Raw genomic sequence first — 17,961 nt, 5'->3', positions numbered from 1 at the left:
GGTGGCTTACATCATGCCGCCCATACCGCCCATGCCGCCCATGTCTGGCATGCCGCCACCGGCTGCCTTGTCTTCCGGCAGGTCAGCGACCATGGCTTCGGTGGTGATCATCAGGCCACCGATGGAAGCTGCGGCTTGCAGGGCCGAACGGGTTACCTTGGCAGGGTCCAGGATGCCCATTTCGATCATGTCGCCGTATTCGCCAGTTGCGGCGTTGTAGCCGTAGTTGCCCGAACCTTGCTTGACCTTGTCGACCACGACGCTCGGCTCGTCACCGGCGTTGGCGACGATCTGGCGCAGCGGGGCTTCGACAGCGCGGCGCAGCAGCGCGATACCGACGTTCTGCTCTTCGTTGTCACCCTTGAGCGAGGCGATAGCCTGCAAGGCACGAACCAGAGCAACGCCACCGCCAGGCACCACGCCTTCTTCGACGGCTGCACGGGTCGCGTGCAGGGCGTCTTCAACGCGGGCCTTCTTCTCTTTCATCTCGACTTCGGTGCCAGCACCGACCTTGATCACAGCAACGCCGCCGGACAGCTTGGCCAGGCGCTCTTGCAGTTTTTCACGGTCGTAGTCAGAAGAAGTGTCGGCGATCTGGGCACGGATCTGAGCGACGCGAGCCAGGATGTCTTCCTTGGAACCAGCACCGTCAACAACAGTGGTGTTTTCTTTGGACATGGTCACGCGCTTGGCGTTACCCAGGTGCTCCAGAGTGGTGCTTTCCAGGGTCAGGCCGATTTCCTCGGAAATCACGGTACCGCCGGTCAGAACGGCGATGTCCTGAAGCATGGCCTTGCGGCGGTCACCGAAGCCAGGTGCCTTGACGGCAGCGACCTTGACGATACCGCGCATGTTGTTGACCACCAGGGTGGCCAGCGCTTCGCCTTCGACGTCTTCAGCGACGATCACCAGCGGGCGGCCTGCCTTGGCAACGGCTTCCAGCACAGGCAGCAGTTCGCGGATGTTGGAGATCTTCTTGTCGACCAGCAGCAGCAGCGGGCTGTCGAGCTCGGCAACCATAGTGTCTGGCTTGTTGACGAAGTACGGGGACAGGTAGCCACGGTCGAACTGCATGCCTTCGACGACCGACAGTTCGTTCTCCAGGCCCGAACCTTCTTCGACGGTGATCACGCCTTCGTTACCAACCTTCTCCATTGCCTTGGCAATGATTTCACCGATATCGGTATCGGAGTTGGCGGAAATGGTACCGACCTGAGCGATGGCCTTGTTGTCAGCGCATGGCTTGGACAGGTTTTTCAGCTCGGCGACGATGGCGATGGTTGCCTTGTCGATACCGCGCTTGAGGTCCATCGGGTTCATGCCGGCTGCGACCGATTTCAGGCCTTCGCTGACGATGGCCTGGGCCAGTACGGTTGCGGTGGTGGTGCCGTCACCGGCCTCGTCGTTGGCCTTGGAAGCCACGTCCTTCAGCAACTGGGCGCCCATGTTCTCGAACTTGTCCTGCAGCTCGATTTCCTTGGCGACGGAAACGCCGTCCTTGGTGATGGTCGGGGCACCGAAGCTCTTGGACAGAACGACGTTGCGGCCTTTCGGGCCGAGGGTCGCTTTTACAGCGTCAGCCAGTACGTTTACGCCTACCAGCATTTTCTTGCGAGCGGAGTCACCGAATTTAACGTCTTTTGCAGCCATGATCGTATTCCTTGAATTCTGTAAGTGACAAAGGGGCGGCAGGTCGCCGATCAGCCTTCGATAACGGCCAGGATTTCGTTCTCGTTCATCACCAGCAGGTCTTCACCGTCGACCTTCACGGTGTTGCTACCCGAGTAAGGGCCGAACACAACCTTGTCACCGACCTTCACAGCCAGGGCACGCACTTCGCCGTTGTCCAGGACGCGGCCGGTGCCGACAGCGACGATTTCACCGCGGTTCGGCTTCTCGGCGGCAGAACCGGGCAGCACGATGCCGCCAGCGGTTTTGGATTCTTCTTCGCTGCGACGAATGACAACGCGGTCATGCAGAGGACGAAGCTTCATTAGTCGATCTCCTGTTATGGTTTTGATTGGCCGGCACACCGGCCTTCGGATTCAATTCCCCGGCCCCGGGCCGGTTGCAGCACGCTGTGAGGCGAGCCGCCAAATGATGTCCGGCATCGCTGCCGGAACCTTGCGGTGACCCATAGATGAGGCCGGTGGTATTTATTACAAGGGCGGGCCAAAAAAAATTTTCTGCGCAAAAACTCGGGGCTCCCGAAGGAGCCCCGTGTTCGCTGCAAGCAGCGGTGAGTCAGTCTCGGCGTTCGTATTCGCCTTCGATCACTTCGGGGCGGTGCCGGTGTGGGGGCTCGGGCGCCTCAGGCTGGCCGTCGGCAAACGCACGCTGGCGCCTGGCCTGCTCATAGGCTTTGTCTTGCAGCGTGCGCGCCACCCAGCGCCGAGTGAACGGCAACAGGCACAGCAGGCCCAGCACATCGCTGATGAACCCCGGCACCAGCAACAGGCCGCCGCCCAGCGCCAGCATCAGCCCATTGAGCATCTGAGCGCCGGGCGCTTCGCCGCGCTGCAGGCTTTCACGAGCACTCAGGGCAGTGGCCAGCCCTGCCAGGCGCATGATCAGTGCGCCGAGCGCGGAGCCGGCGATGATCAGAATCAATGCCGGGAAGAACCCGATCGCCGCGCTGACCTGAACGAAAACGAACAGCTCCAGCACGGGGAAAAGAATCAGGAGAAACAGAAAGGCGCGCATCAGTGATGTCCTCGACGCAAGATTGCCTGCGTTAGATGCAGGCGAGTGGCCGAAATTCAAGGTCAGCCCATGGAGCGAGGCGGCCAGGCGTCGGTGTAGGCCAGGGCTACCAAGGCCTCACGTACTTGTTTCGGCGTATTACAGGGTGCGCTGAACGGCAGCCAGTGAAGGCTCTTGCCGATACGCAGGTGGAACCCTTCGCTGTCGATTCCCACCAAGGCCGCCGGTGCATGGGCCGGCAACCCGGCCACGTGCACATAGTGAGCGATGGCCTTGGCATGGTCGGCATTCATGTGTTCGACCATACCCTGTTCCACCTCGCCTGCGAATGGGTTGGGCTGGCAGACCTCGTCCAGCCAGTGGATAGCCCCGAAGCCTCCGATGTAGCGGTACCGCACAGGCTCCAACACCCAAAAATCGAAATCGTGGGCGCGGTGGTAATCGGCCGCGTCCGGAAAGTAACGATAATAGCGCTGCGCAGCCGCCTCGACCTGGGCCGGTTCAAGCAACCGCGCCTGCGCCAGCACGGTCAGCCGAGCCGCGGCCTGGGCATCTTCCGCACCAGGGGCGGCCAGCAGCAAAGAGCACTTAGGGTCAGCCTTCAGGTTACGGGTGTGCTGGGCGATACGGCTGATCAACAGCAACGGCTGGCCTCGTGCATCCAGGCAATAAGGCGCGACGGAGCCAAAGGGAAAGCCAGGCATGGCCTGTGACTGAGTAGCCAGGGCGCCTTGATACTGGCTCAGTAGCAAGGCACGGGCGGCGATGGAGGGGGTGTCGGCCATGGGCAGGGTTCCGGTGTCGAATGCCCTACCCTACCACAGGCCCCGGGCTTACCAGGTAACGCCGAAGCCTGCGGTGTAGCGGCTGCTGCTCAGGTCGTTGTTGTCTTTGGTACCGGTGATGAGGTCTTTTTCATACTTCACGTTCAGCGAAGCCCATTCGGTGACCTTGTAGCGCAGGCCCACTTCGGCATCCAGGCTGTAGTCGGCGGCATCCGACAGCGGCTTGCCCAGTTCACCGGTGCTGAACAGCTCAAAGGTCTTGCCGATCAGGTAGCGGTTGTAGTCCCACTTCAGCGACGCCGAATAGAAGCTGTCGGACGTACCGTCGGAGAACTGATAGCGGTTGTTGTTGATCAGGGAGCCGAGGCTGAAGGCACCGAGCTCGTCATCCCAGAACTGGTAGCCTGGGCCGGTACCGATCTGGCGCTGGCGCGACAGGTCTTCCACGTTGTCGTGCTTGTAATTGAAGCGGGTTTGCCAGAACCACTTGTCGGTCAGGAACCGGTCCAGGGCGTACTCGGCGCTCCAGTTATCAGTGGTGGTCAGCCCGTTTTCTTTCTCGCGGTTGTACTCACCGTCGGCGGTGTGGCGCCACAGGCCATGGCGCGCGCTGGTCTTGAACGCGAGGTTGTAATCATCGGTGTTGTTTTCTGCGCGCTTGAAGTCCAGCGCGGCATCGGCGCTGCCCTTCCAGGTGAAATCCTGCACCAGCGGCCTGGGCTTCATGATCTGCTGGATACTGGCCAGATCCACCGTCTCGGGCGCCCCTCCGTCGGTAATCACCACCTTGCCTTCATCGGCCGGCTCGATGGTCTTGGAGACCGTATTCTCTTCCTTGCGGTCATTGCCCTGCTTGACCAGCAGTTGGCGATCGCTCTGCAGCGTCTTGACCTTTTTCATGTCGATCGGAATCGAGCCACCGTAGTCGGTGGTCAGCATCAATTTGCCGCCGTCGTACACCGTGATGGTGCCCGTCAGGCGATCTCCATTTTTCAACCACACGGTATCGGCAAAAACCGGCGCGCAGGCGGATGCAACGGCGACGCACAAAAGGGTTCTGGACAACATAGGCGAATCGGCTCGGCTAGATGAAGGTTTGGGCATTATCCTTAGGATAACGACAGACTGTGGACTGACCTGATGATGCCCGTTGAGTTCCTGCCCTCGCGCGATAAAAGCGTAACTGGCGCGTTACACGATGCGCGTAAGGCAGCGCTGTACACGGTGCTGGCGCAGGTACCCTCTGGTTGTGTGGTGACCTATGGGCAATTGGCCGAAATGGCCGGGCTAGGCCGTGCGGCGCGTTGGGTGGGGCGCACCCTCAGCCAGTTGCCGGAGGGCTCGGCGCTACCCTGGCACCGGGTATTGGGTGCTGGTGGCAGGCTCTCGCTGGCCGCCGGCAGCCCCAGCGGCGATGAGCAGCGTGCACGGTTGCGGGGCGAAGGGCTCGCCATTACCAACAATCGTGTGGATATCCGCCGGCATGGCTGGCGCCCGACGGATCACTACGGTTAGAGTGCGCCCTTTGTTCGCGTGAATACGAGAGGCCGATGTACCCCCATGCCCGGTAAAACCTGGCGAGCCGCCCTGGCCGCCTACGCCAGCCCGTCGACGCTCGTACTGCTGCTTTTGGGATTTGCCGCCGGCTTGCCCTACATGCTTGTGTTCTCGACCCTGTCGGTATGGCTACGCGAGGCGGGCGTGGCCCGCGAAACCATTGGCTATGCCAGCCTGATCGGCTTGGCCTATGCATTCAAGTGGGTATGGTCACCGCTGCTCGACCAGTGGCGCCTGCCTGGGTTGGGCCGGCTTGGGCGGCGCAGGTCATGGCTGGTACTTGCCCAGAGCCTGGTGACCCTGGGCTTGATCGGTATGAGCTTCTGCGACCCGCAAAAGCACCTGCCCTGGCTGATCGCCATTGCCGTACTGGTCGCCTTCGCTTCAGCAACCCAGGACATCGCAGTGGATGCCTACCGCCTGGAGATCGCCGGCGACAACCGCCAGGCCGCGCTGGCGGCGAGCTACATGGCCGGGTACCGTGTCGCGGCGCTGCTGGCAACGGCCGGCGCGCTCTTCTTCGCCGAGGGCTTCGGCTCAACCGGTTTCGCCTATCTGAACTCCGCCTGGGCCAGCACTTATCTGCTGTTCGGGGTGATGATGCTGCCAGCGTTGCTGACCACCTTGCTGATGCGCGAGCCCGACGTCCCGTTGCCCACGCAACTGTCGGCGGCGCGCTATAACTTCATGCACCAGATTGCCTCGGTGGTGGTGCTGATCATCTTGCTGGTCTCGGTGCCTGCAATGTTCACTCAGCTCTACAACACCGACTTTGCCGCCCTGTTCAACGGCTCCCTGAGCCTGATGGACCTGCTGCTCGAAGACCGCGCGTTCCTGCGCGCGATCCTCTACATCATCCTGACCGCGCTGTGCCTGTCTTCAGTAGGTCGCAAAGGCCTTGCGCCGGTGCTGACGCCGGTGAACGACTTCATGGTGCGCTACCGCTGGCAGGCGCTGCTGCTGCTGGGCCTGATCGCCACCTACCGCATGAGCGACACGGTCATGGGCGTAATGGCCAATGTCTTTTACATCGACATGGGCTTCACCAAGGACCAGATCGCAAGCGTCAGCAAGCTGTTCGGCCTGGTGATGACCCTGGTCGGTGCCGGCGCTGGGGGCTTGTTGATCGTACGTTTCGGGATCCTGCCGATCCTGTTCGTCGGCGGCGTAGCCTCGGCGGGGACCAACCTGTTGTTCCTGATGCTCAGTGACATGGGCCCGAACCTGGAAATGCTGGTAGTCACCATCTCACTGGATAATTTCAGCTCCGGCATGGCCACCTCCGCCTTCGTGGCCTACCTCTCCAGCCTGACCAACCTGAAATTCTCTGCCACCCAATACGCGCTGCTGAGCTCCATCATGCTGTTGCTGCCACGGCTGATCGGCGGCTACTCAGGGGTGATGGTGGAGAAATGGGGCTACCACAACTTCTTCCTCGCCACCGCCCTGATGGGGCTGCCGACGCTGATTCTCATCATCGTCCAGGCGCGTTTTCATCCCAAACCTGAGTGAGCTGCTAGCTACAAGTGGCAAGCCTCAAGCAAAAAAAAGCAGACCTGCACGTTAGTCCAGGTCTGCTTTGACTTGCTGCTTGCCGATTTCAGCTGGCAGTTTGCGAGTTGTTTTCCTGAATGACTCGGACAACCCGCTGTGGGAACGGGATGTCGATGCCAGCCTCGCGCAGGCGGTCACGCACTTCCAGGTTCAGCCGGTTCATCATGCCGCCGAGGTCTGAGGTGTTGGTCCACAGGCGCAGTTGCAAGGTGATCGAACTGTCGCCCAGGCTGGTCACCGCTGCATCGGGGGCTGGGTCCTGCAGCACACGCGGGTCTTTACCGAACTCCAGCAAGATTTCCAACGCTTTCCCAAGGTCTGCATCGTAGTCGACGCCGACGTTGTAGAGGATCTTGCGAGTGGGCTGGCGATTGGTGTTGGTGATGATACCGTTTGACAGCGGGCCATTGGGAATGATGACGGTGCGGTTGTCGGCCGTGCGCAGCACGGTGTGGAAGATTTGAATCGCATCCACCGTACCGGCTACGCCTTGCGCCTCGACCCAGTCGCCCAAGCGGAACGGCCGGAACAGCAGGATCAGCACCCCGCCAGCGAAGTTGGCCAGGCTACCTTGCAGCGCCAGACCGATGGCCAGGCCCGCCGCACCTATCGCAGCAACGAATGACGTAGTCTCGATGCCGATCATCGAGGCCACGCTGATCACCAGCATCACCTTCAACGCGATGTTGGCAATGCTGCTGATAAAGCTCTGCAGCGCCAGGTCGACGTGCCGGATCGCGAGCAGCTTGCCCACGCGCCGGGTCAACTGGTTGATCAGCCACCAACCGATGGCCAGGGTTAGAATCGCCAACAGCACGCGGCTGCTGTATTGCATGATCATGGGAATCCACGATTGCGAGGTGCGAACCAGATGGTCGACTTCGGCGTTCAGGTCCATTCAACTCTCCTATCCAATACCTTCACGACGGGGCCCAACCCCCGCCGTAGTCAGCTTCCGACGCCCAGGCGGCGCCTGCGGTTCCCCGCCGCTCGCCGTGCCCGGCTCAATCGCGGAAGTTGTTGAACTGCAGGGGCATGCCGAATTCGTGGCCACGCAACAGCGCGATCGCCTCTTGCAGGTCGTCGCGCTTCTTGCCGGTAACGCGCACCTGCTCACCCTGGATCGAAGCCTGTACCTTGAGCTTGGCATCCTTGATGTGGCTGACGATCTTCTTGGCCAGCTCCTTGTCGATGCCTTCGCGCAGCACCGCATCCTGTTTCATTTCCTTGCCGGAGGCGTAGGCATCCTTGACCTCCAGGCATTGGACGTCGATCTTGCGCTTGACCAGGCTAAGGCGCAGGATTTCGAGCATCGCTTCGAGCTGAAATTCGGCCTCTGCGGTCAGGCTCACCGTCAGTTCCTTGAAGGTGAAACTGCCCTTGCCACGCAGGTCGTAGCGGCGGTCCAGTTCCTTGATGGCGTTGTCGACCGCGTTGGTCACTTCATGCTTGTCCAGCTCAGACACTACGTCGAACGAAGGCATTGAAGGTTCTCCTGTTTGAAGGTAAATGGGTAATCCGACCATCGGGCGCAAGCACCTCGTGCGCCCGGCTTGACGATACGAATGCCGGCTCATTATAACGGGTGCCAGCATTACGATATGCCTGGGTTTCACGGCAGAAGCTCATGGGACAGCGTCGTGTAGCAGTACTGCGGCGGTTTTCATCCTTTCATTGCGAGCGCTCCATGCCCACCACCCACCTGAGCCTTCTGCTGGTCAACGACGACCCGGCCATCAACACACCCATGGCGACCTTACTTAACGGCGCCGGTTACGAAGACGTGCGCCACTGTGACCACACCGCCGCTGCTCGCCACCTTGAGCTGCGGGCACCGGCTGTGGTGATCAGCAGTGGCCGCCAGGGTGTGGCGCTTACCTCGCAGATTCGCCAGCTCGACGAACGCCATGATCGCTATACCTGGGTCATCCTCGTCGACGAACGCAGCAGTGGCCAACTGCTGGACCCGGCCGCCGGTTTCGGTGTGGACGATGTCATCGACCCAGGCCAGGTGGTCGAACAACTGTTGCCGCGAGTGCACGCTGCCGATCACTTGAGCGGGCTGCTGTTGCGCCTGAAACATGAAAACCGCTTACTGCGCGACAACCTCGCCAGCCTCGAACAGCGCAACCAGGTCGATGCGGTCACTGGCCTTGGCAATGAGCGTTATCTCCGGCAGAAGCTCGGCGACAGCCTGCGCCAGATCCAGGCACGAGGCGGTGCGCTGTGCTACCTGCTGATCGGGTTACGCAACGGCCCTGCCCTCTTGCAAAGCCATGGCCAGGGCTTCCATGACGAGCTGATGCAGTCGGTGGCCCGGCGCCTTCAGCAGATGGTGCGGCCGTTGGATGTGCTGGCGCGCCTGGATGACCATCACTTCGTGCTGCTCACCCTGCCGGCAGATCTTCAGGAATGCGCGCCGAGCAGCTTCAAGCGCCTGTTCGACGGCCTGAACCAGAAAGGGTTCCTGACCCCGGCCGGCGCCATTGAAGTGGAAGCCGGCGTGGCGCTGGTGGGGGTAGACGCCGCCTGCCTGCCCATGGACCCGGCCCACCTCCAGCGCGAAGCCGCCCAACTGTTGTGCCGCTCCCATGCCGCCGGCGTCGTCACTGCCAAGCGCATGGTGCCGGCCGCCTGAGATGGCTCACTGGCATGTACTGGGCGCCGGTAGCCTGGGCGGGCTCTGGGCCTGCCGCCTGGCCCAGGCGAAGCTGCCCGTTACCTTGCTGCTACGCGACGCAGGCCGTGTCGCGCAGTACCAGCGCGCAGGTGGCCTTCGGCTGATCGATGGCCCGAATCATTACCATTGCCCGCTGCCTGCCGAAGACCTGGCCACTTGCGGGCCCATCGCCCATCTGCTGCTGGCCTGCAAAGCCTACGACGCCCTGCCCGCCGCCCAGGCGCTGGCCTCCCGACTGATCCCTGGCGCAACCGTGCTGCTGCTACAGAATGGCCTGGGTAGCCAGCAAGCGGTCGCCGGGGCATTGCCTCAGGCGCGCTGCATCGCCGTATCAAGCACCGAAGGCGCCTGGCGTTCTCCAGAGGGTGTGATCACCCGGGCAGGCACCGGGCAGAACTGGCTGGGTGATGGCGCGCCGCCGCCGGCGTGGCTCGAAGACCTGCGCCAGGCGCGCATTCCGTTCGAATGGACGTTAGCCATCAACACACGGCTGTGGCGCAAGTTGGCGATCAACTGTGCGATCAACCCCCTCACCGTCATACTGGCCTGCCGCAACGGCGAGCTGGCCAGCCATCGTGATGCCGTAGAGCCTTTGTGCCAGGAGCTTGCAAGGCTGCTGCAGGCTTGTGGCCAGAGTGAAGCCGCCACGGGATTGAGCGAAACGGTGTGGCAAGTGATCGCAGACACCGCCGGCAATTATTCCTCCATGCTGCAGGACGTCCGCTCAGGCCGCCCTACCGAGGTGGACTACCTGCTGGGTTATGCACTGAGCCAGGGCCGGCTGCACCGCCTCGACCTGCCGGCCCTCCAGGCCTTGGCCGAGCGCCTGGCGGCGTGCCTGGGCAGCGGTGTTTGATACACTCCTAGCGCCTGCACTCCCTTTTTACCGGACGCCCTCATGCCCCTGCGTCAACGCCTGGAAAACCTGCCTGTCGGGCAGAAATTGCTCGCTGCCCTATTGGTGCTGATGATCACCGTGCTGCTGGTGGCCAACCTCACCTTCATCAGCGCTGCGTACTGGATCTCCCAGGAAAGCATGGCCCCGCAAGCCTTGCAGACCATCGGCCGGCTCACCGGCAACCCGGCACTGGCCGAACGCGCCAGCCGAGACACCGCCAGCGCTCAGAAGCTGCTCAACGAACTCGACAGCTACGCGCCCCTGCGCGCGGCGGCGATCTACGGGACCACTGGTGACCGCCTGGCAATGGTGCAACATGGCAGCCACCTCGGCCTGCCCCCGCGCATCGACGACGTGCAACCCTGGCGCGCCAGCGAGTTTCGCAGCAATCAACTGGTGGACCTGCCCAATGGCGGCCAACTGCTGCTGGTGGCCAGCAGTGAGCTGCCTGTGGCCTTCTACACCGGTACGCTGACCGCCAGCCTCGGCATCCTGGTGTTCAGCGTGCTGTTGTGGATGCTGATCGCCCGGCAGATCCGCCGCCTGATCACCGCGCCCATCTATGAGCTCGAAGAGCTCTCCCGCCGAGTGACCCGGGAAGAGAACTACGCCCTGCGCGCCCAGCCCGGCAACCACGACGAGATCGGTAGCCTGGCGGAAGCCTTCAACACCATGCTCTCGCGCATCGAGGCGCGCGAGCAGCAGCTCAAGCGGGCTCGGGACGATTCTCAGGCCGCTTTCAATGCCGCACAGGGCCTGGCCGAGCAAACCCGCAACAGCAACCGCAAGCTTGAGCTCGAAGTTCAGGTGCGCAGCAAGATCGAGAAAAAGCTCACGGGTTTTCAGAACTACCTCAACAGCATCATCGATTCGATGCCTTCGGCGCTGATTGCCCTGGATGATCAGCTGTACGTTACCCAGTGGAACCAGGAAGCCAGCGCGCTTTCCGGTACCCGCCTGGACGAGGCATTGAACCAGCCGATCTTCCTCGCTTTCGAGCCACTCAAAGCGTTTCTACCGCAGCTCAAGGCCTGCGTGGAGCAGCACCGGGTCGCCAAGATCGACCGGGTCACCTGGCCGCGTGACGACGCTATCCACCACTACGCCCTGACCTTCTACCCGCTTACCGGTGGCGCAGGCCGCGGCGTGGTGATCCGCATCGACGACATCACCCAGCGCCTGTCGCTGGAAGAAATGATGGTGCAGTCGGAGAAAATGCTTTCGGTCGGTGGCCTGGCCGCCGGCATGGCCCATGAAATCAACAACCCTCTGGGCGCGATCCTGCACAACGTGCAGAACATTCGCCGGCGCCTGTCCAGCGAGCTGGCAAAAAATCAGGAAGTGGCCGACCAGGCCGGCATTCCCCTTGCCGAAGTCAACCGCTACCTGAACCTGCGCGAAGTGCCGCAACTGCTCGACGGCATCTACAGCGCCGGTGCGCGAGCCGCCAAGATCGTCACCCACATGCTGTCGTTCAGCCGCCGCAGCGACCGCCAGCTTGCCCCGTGCGACCTGCCTGCGCTGATCGACCAAGCGTTGGAAATCGCCGGTAACGACTTCGACCTCACCGAGGGCTTCGACTTCAAAGGCCAGGCCATCGTGCGCCAGTTCGACCCGGCGCTGGGCCCTGTACCGGCCACCGCCAACGAGCTGGAGCAGGTGCTGCTGAACCTGCTTAAAAACGCAGCACAGGCTATCCACCAGCGGCCCGAAGGTGCTGAACCCGGGCGCATCGTGCTGCGTACCCGGCTCAATGGGCCGTGGGCGGAGATTCAGGTGGAAGACAACGGCGTGGGCATGCCTGAGAGCGTGCGCAAGCGCACCTTCGAACCGTTCTTCACTACCAAGGACATCGGCCAGGGCACCGGCCTTGGTCTGTCGGTGTCGTATTTCATCATCACCAACAATCACAAGGGCCAGATGGAGGTGCAGTCCACGCAAGGGGTGGGCACCTGCTTCACCTTGCGCCTGCCTCTGAAGGCCGCCGAAACGACCCCGGGGAGCTGATACATGAGTTATCGATTGTCGAAGATCTACACCCGCGCCGGTGATCAAGGGCAGACCGGGCTAGGCGACGGCCGCCGAGTGCCAAAGGACCATCCGCGTGTCGAGGCCATCGGCGAGGTGGACACGCTCAACAGCCAGTTGGGGCTATTACTGGCCCAGTTGGCAGGCGACCCGGCGCTGGCTGAGGTGCATGCACTGCTTGCGCCCTGCCAGCATCGGTTGTTCGACCTGGGCGGCGAATTGGCCATGCCCGGCTATCAAGCGCTGGCAGCGGTGGATATCGAGCAGCTCGAAGGGGCGATCGACCGCTGGAACGAAGAGCTTGGCCCGCTGGAGAATTTCATCCTTCCGGGCGGCAGCCTGCGTGTAGCGCAGGCGCACTTGTGCCGAAGCCAGGCTCGCGCCGCCGAACGACGGTGCCAGGCGCTCAATGCCTTGGAGCCCCTCGAAGGGTTTGGGCTGGCCTACATCAATCGCCTCTCGGACCTGCTTTTCGTCGCCGCGCGCATCATCGGCCGGCGTGAAGGTGTCAGCGAAGTGCTCTGGCAATCGCGCCCACCGCGCAGTTGAAGCCCTGCCTCAGGCCATGCCGCCGTTGACGCGCAGCACCTGCGCGTTCACCCACTGGCCGTCGGGGCCCGCCAGGAAGGCCACCGCCCCAGCGATCTCCTCCGGCTGGCCGATACGCTGCATCGGTGCCATCTGGGCGATCTGCTCCAGGGTTTCGGCACTCTTGCCATTGAGAAACAGCTCCGTTTCCACCGGCCCGGGCGCGATGACGTTGGCAGTGATCCCACGCCCGCGCAATTCGTTGGCAAGCACCTTCACCAGGCCCTCGACCCCAGCCTTGCTGGCGATGTAGGGGCCGTAGCCGGGGAACGCCTTGGCGATCACGCTGCTCGATAGGGCGATGATCCGCCCACCTTCCTCCAGCCGCCGCGCCGCCTCGGCCAGCACCAGAAACGCGCCGCGCAGGTTGGTAGCGATCATGCGGTCGAAGCTGCCCACCTGGGCACTGTCGATCGGCGCCATGGCCATGACGCCGGCACTGTTGACCACCACCTGCAGGGGGCCAAAGGCCTGCGCAGCGTCGAACATCGAGGCCACCGCCGCCGGGTCGGCAACATCGCCTTGCACCGCCATCGCGCGGCCGCCGGCGGCCTGAATGGCTTGCACCGTCGCCTGCGCCGCCTGGGCGTTACCAGCATAATTGACGGCGATCGCAAAGCCGTCCTGGGCCAGGCGCAGCGAAATAGCGCGGCCAATACCGCGAGAACCACCGGTCACCAACGCCACCGGGATCGTGTCTTGTGTCATATCGGGCCTCTTCGGAATTGAATGCAAGGCCAGTGTGGCCTATTTCAGCCAGGGCGATAAATGCAGCAGAATGGGCAACACTGTTCAATGAGCCTCAACAACGCCATGGACCGCCTCACTTCACTGCAGTTGTTCACCCGCATCGTGGAAGCCGGCAGCTTTACCCGTGCCGCCGAGGGCCTGGGCATTCCACGGGCCACTGCCACCCACGCGATCAAGCAACTCGAGGCCAGCCTTGCCACCCGCCTGCTCGAACGCAGCACTCGCCACGTGCGCCCTACGCCAGAGGGGCAAGCTTTCTACGAACGCTGCGTGTTCATTCTCGATGAATTGTGCGAGGCCGAGTCTTCCCTGCGCAATGTCGCGCGCAGCCCCGGCGGCCCGCTTCGGGTAGACATCAGCGGCACCCAGGCCTCACGCATCTTGCTGCCCCACATCGCCCAGTTTCACGAGCGCTACCCGCGAATTGCACTGACGGTGGGCTGCAGCGACAGGCTGGCGGACTTGATCAGCGAAGGTATCGACTGCGTCATCCGCGCCGGCACGCCACGCGACTCGGCGCTGGTGGCCCGGCCGCTGGCAAGCATGCCGCAGGTGATCTGCGCCAGCCCCGCCTACCTGAGTGCGCACGGCATCCCGTCCCATCCCGATGAGCTGGCCAGCCATCAGGCCGTGCGCTTCGTGTCGGGCAATGGCAGCGACTACCCTTTCGAGCTCTATGTCGATCAGGCGCTTCGAACCTTCCCCGCCAAAGGCTGGATGGCTGTCAACGACGCAGAAAGCTACGGGGTGTGTGCCCTCCAGGGCTGCGGGCTGGTGCAATTGCCGCGTTATCACGTCGAGGATGACCTGGCTGCCGGCCGCTTGGTGCAAGTGCTTGCCCAATGGCAGAGCCCGCCGATGGCAGTGACCGCGCTGTACCCCTATCGGCGGCAACTGTCGGCACGGGTGCGAGTGTTCATCGACTGGGCAAGGCACGTGTACGAGGAACGCTTCGGCCCCCTGCCCCCAGCCGCTATGGATAGTTCGGTATCTCGCCCAAGCGCCTGATGCCGTCGAAGTGCTCAGGGTCACGCAAGAAAGCCAGCATGACCTGGCGCCAGGTCGGGTCGGCGAACGTCTGCACATGGCCGCCTCGGGTGAGCTGCAGCACGCGAGGGGGTGGCAGCGCCTTGTACAACTCGATGCCGTTGTGCAGCGGCACGATGGGGTCGTCCAGGCTCTGGAACACAAGCTTTGGCAAACCCGTCAGCTGGGGGGCGCTGCTCACGGCGCTGTCGCCATCGGGAATCACCCAGCTCAGCGGCACCTGCAATGGCCAGGTTGCCCAGGCACTGGCCAAGGCGGTGCGGGCCGCGCCCCGGTAGCTGGCCGGTGCGTCGTCGAGCACCAGTGCGGCGAAGCGCTTGCGCTGCTCAGGGTGGGTCGCCAGGTAATGCACCGCCATCGCGCCGCCCAGGCTCTGGCCGAGCAGTACGCGAGGCGTGCCTTGCACTTGAGCCCGAGCATCCAGCCACGCCATGGCGGCATCGATGTCCTGGTAGATAGCAGGTAAGGCCGGCTTGCCTTCGGACCGGCCATAGCCGCGGTAGTCGAGCATCAGCACCTGGTAGCCCTGCGCGGGCAGCCAGGCCACGCCGCCCAGGTGCCAGGCCAGGTTGCCACCGTTGCCGTGCAGGTGCAGCACCGTGCCGTTGAGCGGCACCCCCGGCTTGGCCGGCAGCCACCAGCCACTCAACCGAAGGCCGTCGGAAGTGGTCAGCGTCACAGGCTCCCAGGCGAGCTTGGCGGCACTCGGCGTGATGGGCACCTGGCGCTCGGGGTAGAACAGCAGGCCGCTGCACCCAACCAACGCCAGCATCCAGCCGGCGCTAAAGAATATTCGAATAATCCGCTTCAATGCGGTCCAGGCTCAGGTGGTTGAGGAAGTTGGAGAAACACATCCACGCTGACAGCGCGTTCATGTCGCGAAACTGTTCGGGCAGGTATTTCGGCGGCGCTACCAGGCCTTCTTCGACCAGCTGGCGCAAGGTACGCATGTCTTCAAGGGTAGTCTTGCCGCAAAACAGCAGCGGCACCTGCTCCAGCTTGCCTTTGCGCACTGCGAGCTGGATGTAGTTGTAGACCATGATGAAGCCTTTCAGATAGGACAAGTCCTTGGTAAAAGGCAGCCCGGCGGGCACCGAGCCTCGAAATACCCGGCTGGCATTGGCATAGCTCTCCGGCATGCCGAAGCCCTGCTCGCGGAAGAAGCCGAACACTTCGAGAAAATCCGCACCCTCCTCCACCATGTGGATCGCCCGGGTGCGGTTGGTCAACTTGCGCAAGCGGCTGGGGTAGGAGGCGAACGCGATTACCTCCATCAGGATTGCCAGCCCTTCCTGGGTCACTGTCGAAGACGGCGGCCCCTTGGCCAGGAACGTGCAGATCGGCTGGTTCAGGCCATTGAGCGTGGTCCCGACATGCACCAGGCCCTCATGCACCTCCAGCGCCCGAACGTCCCGCTCGTTGAACATCGCATCGGCACGCACCTTGATGTAGTCGGCCCCGGCGGCGGCGTCGGCAACGATGCCATCGGACTCGAACACACGGATGGTGTCTTCGGCCTCGCCGAAGGTGCGGTTGAGCCGGCTTTGCAGCAGGCTCACGGCGGCCTTGGCATCAAGGGTTTTGGGCTCATCTTTCAAATCGCCACGGCCGTCGATGTTATCCAGGTAGTTCGACAGCATCATCGCCAGGTCTGCCAGGGTGGGGTCACCGGCGTGGAAGGCATCGGAGGCGGCCCCATACAGCTCCTGCGAGATCAGCCCGAAATCCTCGGTGCCGCGCGCTTCGAGCATGCGCACCACCATGCGGTATTCCTTGCACATGCGCCGCATGATCTGCCCGACCGGGTTGAACTGGCCCAGGTGGCGAGTGACATCGCGTTCGATGCTCTGGAATTCCTGCTTGACTGCCGTGGCATCGAAGCCGAGCGGGCGCCCCTGGTAATAGGCGCGGTCGACCTCAGGCAGCGCCTTGCCTTTGGCTGCCAGGAAGGCCTGCTTGACCTTGTCGTCCCATTTCACGGCGTCCAGTACCCGAATGGGTGCCTGGGCAGCGACGATCCGGTCGGACAGCGCCCGCACCGTTTGCTGGTATTCGTCCAACGGCGGCTCCTGGTTCAGTTGCGGCTATCGCGCCGGTAGCGGGCGATTTCGTTGAAAGCATCGGAATGTGCCGGGTCGTCGAGCCAGGCGAACACCTGTTGCGCCGAGCTGCTGACGGCCACGCCGTCGCCCTGCTCATTGGAAAACGGCTGCCCGGCCAGTTCGCCTCCGGCGATGGCTTGCTTGATTTCATCCACGCTCAGGTTGTAGACCACCAGCTCACCTTGTTCGTTGAGCTCGAAGCCCACCAGCGCGCGACGACCGCCAAAGGCCGCAGGCAATACGGTGGTTGCATACCAGCGCTCGCCATGATGGCTGACGCGAAACACGGCCTCTTCACGTGGCCCCTGGCCTGCCCCGGAACTGACCGCACGATACTGACGCTCGCCGACCTTGCGGATTTCAAGGTTCACATGCTCGCCCCAGGCATCGCGGGCCACCCAATGGCCCAACAAACCCGGAGGGGCCTTTTCGCCGCCCGTCAGCGGGGCATCGAAGGTGGCCAGGCAGCCGCCCAGCAACAGCAACGCAATGCACGCCAAACCTGTTCGCAACAGCGCCATAACGACCTCCTGGGGGTCAGGCAGAAGCCAGTACCAAATGCATGTAGCGGGTAATGGTGGCCAACGAAGGGTCGTTGACCGCCGGTAGTTTGCCAGGCGGCAGCTCCGCCTCGAGAAGTGCCTGATATTCCATGCGAGCAATGATCGCGCTGAGCACTTGCGCATCCTGCTCGGGCTGCGGGGAGCCCAGCACGTTGAGGATCTGGCAGGCCCCGCTGAGCAGGATAGCTTGATAATCCACCACCAACCCTGCCAGGCGCGACGTGAGCAGGGCTTCCTGGCGAAACGCCTGCTCGGCCATCAGGTAATCGCGCCGGGAGGCGACCTGCTTGCGCACGTAATCAGTGACCATCTGCGCGATCTCGTCGGCCAGCCGAGCCTTGGCTGCGGGGCTGCCATCGCCCTCGGCGATCAGGTCAAGCAGGATGGCTTCGGTGGTTTCCCATAGCTTGGCCATGTATTCGGCGCTGCGCTCAACGTAGCGGGCGAAGGTGTCAGCCAGCAGGTCTTCGATGTCCTTGAAGTAGTAGGTGGTGGCCGACAGCGGCACGCCCGCCTCGGCAGCCACCGCACGGTGGCGCACCCCCCTTACCCCATCGCGCACCACGATGCGCATGGCCGCATCGAGAATCTCCTGGCGTCGCTGCTCGCTGCCTTGGCGGCTGGCCTTGCGGCCCTGATAACGCACGTTGCTGGCAACGGTGTTGGCGACATTGGCGGCGCCGGGTTGGCTTGCGACGTTCACGAT

At 63.0% G+C, this 17,961-nt stretch carries 18 protein-coding genes and 1 pseudogene; 7 read left to right on the top strand and 12 right to left on the bottom strand.

The genetic code is table 11. From position 1 onward, the window contains the following. Positions 1-6: 6 nt before the first annotated feature. From groL to F474_RS08165, 5 genes are all read right to left on the bottom strand, one after another. Positions 7-1,650: a chaperonin GroEL gene (gene groL, locus F474_RS08185; RefSeq protein WP_097088977.1), complete on the bottom strand. Its 1,644-nt coding sequence runs from the start codon at positions 1,648-1,650 to the stop codon at positions 7-9. 50 nt (positions 1,651-1,700) lie between these two features. Further along, positions 1,701-1,994 carry a co-chaperone GroES gene (locus F474_RS08180; protein ID WP_097088975.1) on the bottom strand — a complete coding sequence of 98 codons (294 nt, stop codon included), beginning with the start codon at positions 1,992-1,994 and terminating at the stop codon, positions 1,701-1,703. A gap of 250 nt (positions 1,995-2,244) precedes the next feature. Next, a complete protein-coding gene (locus F474_RS08175; RefSeq protein ID WP_097088973.1) occupies positions 2,245-2,703 on the bottom strand; it encodes an FxsA family protein in 459 nt (152 codons plus the stop codon). Positions 2,704-2,765: 62 nt separating this feature from the next. Then, positions 2,766-3,488, bottom strand: a complete 723-nt coding sequence (locus tag F474_RS08170) for a HugZ family protein (RefSeq protein ID WP_097088971.1) — start codon at positions 3,486-3,488, stop codon at positions 2,766-2,768. 48 nt (positions 3,489-3,536) lie between these two features. Next, on the bottom strand, positions 3,537-4,556 hold the full coding sequence (locus F474_RS08165) for a DUF481 domain-containing protein (RefSeq protein WP_097088969.1): 1,020 nt from the start codon (positions 4,554-4,556) through the stop codon (positions 3,537-3,539). A 75-nt stretch (positions 4,557-4,631) separates the two neighbouring features. Between F474_RS08165 and F474_RS08160 the strand changes: the two genes are divergently transcribed. Together F474_RS08160 and F474_RS08155 are read left to right on the top strand one after the other, a co-directional pair. Continuing rightward, on the top strand, positions 4,632-5,003 hold the full coding sequence (locus tag F474_RS08160) for an MGMT family protein (protein ID WP_097089051.1): 372 nt from the start codon (positions 4,632-4,634) through the stop codon (positions 5,001-5,003). Positions 5,004-5,048: 45 nt separating this feature from the next. Beyond that, positions 5,049-6,521 (top strand): annotated as a pseudogene (locus tag F474_RS08155) (AmpG family muropeptide MFS transporter); the annotation flags it as partial. 124 nt (positions 6,522-6,645) lie between these two features. Here the strand turns inward: F474_RS08155 and F474_RS08150 are convergent. Both F474_RS08150 and F474_RS08145 read right to left on the bottom strand, forming a co-directional pair. Beyond that, the gene (locus F474_RS08150; RefSeq protein WP_097088965.1) at positions 6,646-7,497 is read right to left on the bottom strand and encodes a mechanosensitive ion channel family protein; all 852 of its coding nucleotides are present in this window, start codon (positions 7,495-7,497) and stop codon (positions 6,646-6,648) included. A 106-nt stretch (positions 7,498-7,603) separates the two neighbouring features. Then, positions 7,604-8,083 (bottom strand): YajQ family cyclic di-GMP-binding protein, encoded by a 480-nt coding sequence (locus F474_RS08145; protein WP_097088963.1) that lies wholly within the window; start codon positions 8,081-8,083, stop codon positions 7,604-7,606. A gap of 203 nt (positions 8,084-8,286) precedes the next feature. On the opposite strand from F474_RS08145, the gene F474_RS08140 reads away from it, so the two are divergent. Genes F474_RS08140 through F474_RS08125 form a run of 4 tightly spaced genes read left to right on the top strand, consistent with a single transcriptional unit; the run spans position 8,287 to position 12,754 of the window. Beyond that, complete coding sequence (locus F474_RS08140) at positions 8,287-9,237, top strand: diguanylate cyclase domain-containing protein (protein ID WP_097088960.1); 951 nt, start codon at positions 8,287-8,289, stop codon at positions 9,235-9,237. A 1-nt stretch (position 9,238) separates the two neighbouring features. Next, positions 9,239-10,135, top strand: coding sequence for a putative 2-dehydropantoate 2-reductase (locus F474_RS08135; RefSeq protein WP_097088959.1), 897 nt, complete (start codon positions 9,239-9,241; stop codon positions 10,133-10,135). Between the two features lie 42 nt (positions 10,136-10,177). After that, on the top strand, positions 10,178-12,184 hold the full coding sequence (locus tag F474_RS08130) for an ATP-binding protein (protein ID WP_097088956.1): 2,007 nt from the start codon (positions 10,178-10,180) through the stop codon (positions 12,182-12,184). Positions 12,185-12,187: 3 nt separating this feature from the next. After that, a complete protein-coding gene (locus F474_RS08125; protein ID WP_097088954.1) occupies positions 12,188-12,754 on the top strand; it encodes a cob(I)yrinic acid a,c-diamide adenosyltransferase in 567 nt (188 codons plus the stop codon). A gap of 9 nt (positions 12,755-12,763) precedes the next feature. Here F474_RS08125 and F474_RS08120 read toward each other — a convergent pair whose 3' ends face one another. Beyond that, positions 12,764-13,501, bottom strand: coding sequence for an SDR family oxidoreductase (locus F474_RS08120; protein ID WP_097088952.1), 738 nt, complete (start codon positions 13,499-13,501; stop codon positions 12,764-12,766). 87 nt (positions 13,502-13,588) lie between these two features. Between F474_RS08120 and F474_RS08115 the strand changes: the two genes are divergently transcribed. Further along, positions 13,589-14,551 (top strand): LysR family transcriptional regulator, encoded by a 963-nt coding sequence (locus tag F474_RS08115; protein WP_256577842.1) that lies wholly within the window; start codon positions 13,589-13,591, stop codon positions 14,549-14,551. On the opposite strand, the gene F474_RS08110 is transcribed toward F474_RS08115, so the two are convergent. From F474_RS08110 to F474_RS08095, 4 genes are read right to left on the bottom strand one after another with little or no spacing between them, the layout of a single operon-like run. After that, positions 14,517-15,362, bottom strand: coding sequence for an alpha/beta hydrolase (locus F474_RS08110; protein ID WP_097088950.1), 846 nt, complete (start codon positions 15,360-15,362; stop codon positions 14,517-14,519). The genes F474_RS08115 and F474_RS08110 overlap by 35 nt on opposite strands. A 10-nt stretch (positions 15,363-15,372) precedes the next feature. Then, entirely contained in the window at positions 15,373-16,650 is a 1,278-nt protein-coding gene (locus F474_RS08105) for a flavohemoglobin expression-modulating QEGLA motif protein (protein ID WP_097088947.1), read from the bottom strand. A gap of 14 nt (positions 16,651-16,664) precedes the next feature. Continuing rightward, positions 16,665-17,213: a hypothetical protein gene (locus F474_RS08100; protein WP_097088945.1), complete on the bottom strand. Its 549-nt coding sequence runs from the start codon at positions 17,211-17,213 to the stop codon at positions 16,665-16,667. Positions 17,214-17,229: 16 nt separating this feature from the next. After that, positions 17,230-17,961, bottom strand: coding sequence for a TetR/AcrR family transcriptional regulator (locus F474_RS08095; RefSeq protein WP_097089046.1), 732 nt, complete (start codon positions 17,959-17,961; stop codon positions 17,230-17,232).

The organism is Pseudomonas sp. URIL14HWK12:I12, assembly GCF_003097135.1.
Taxonomy (GTDB): Bacteria; Pseudomonadota; Gammaproteobacteria; order Pseudomonadales; family Pseudomonadaceae; genus Aquipseudomonas.
The sequence above is the reverse complement of the archived record's forward strand: the minus strand, read 5'-3'. Positions and strand labels throughout refer to the sequence as shown.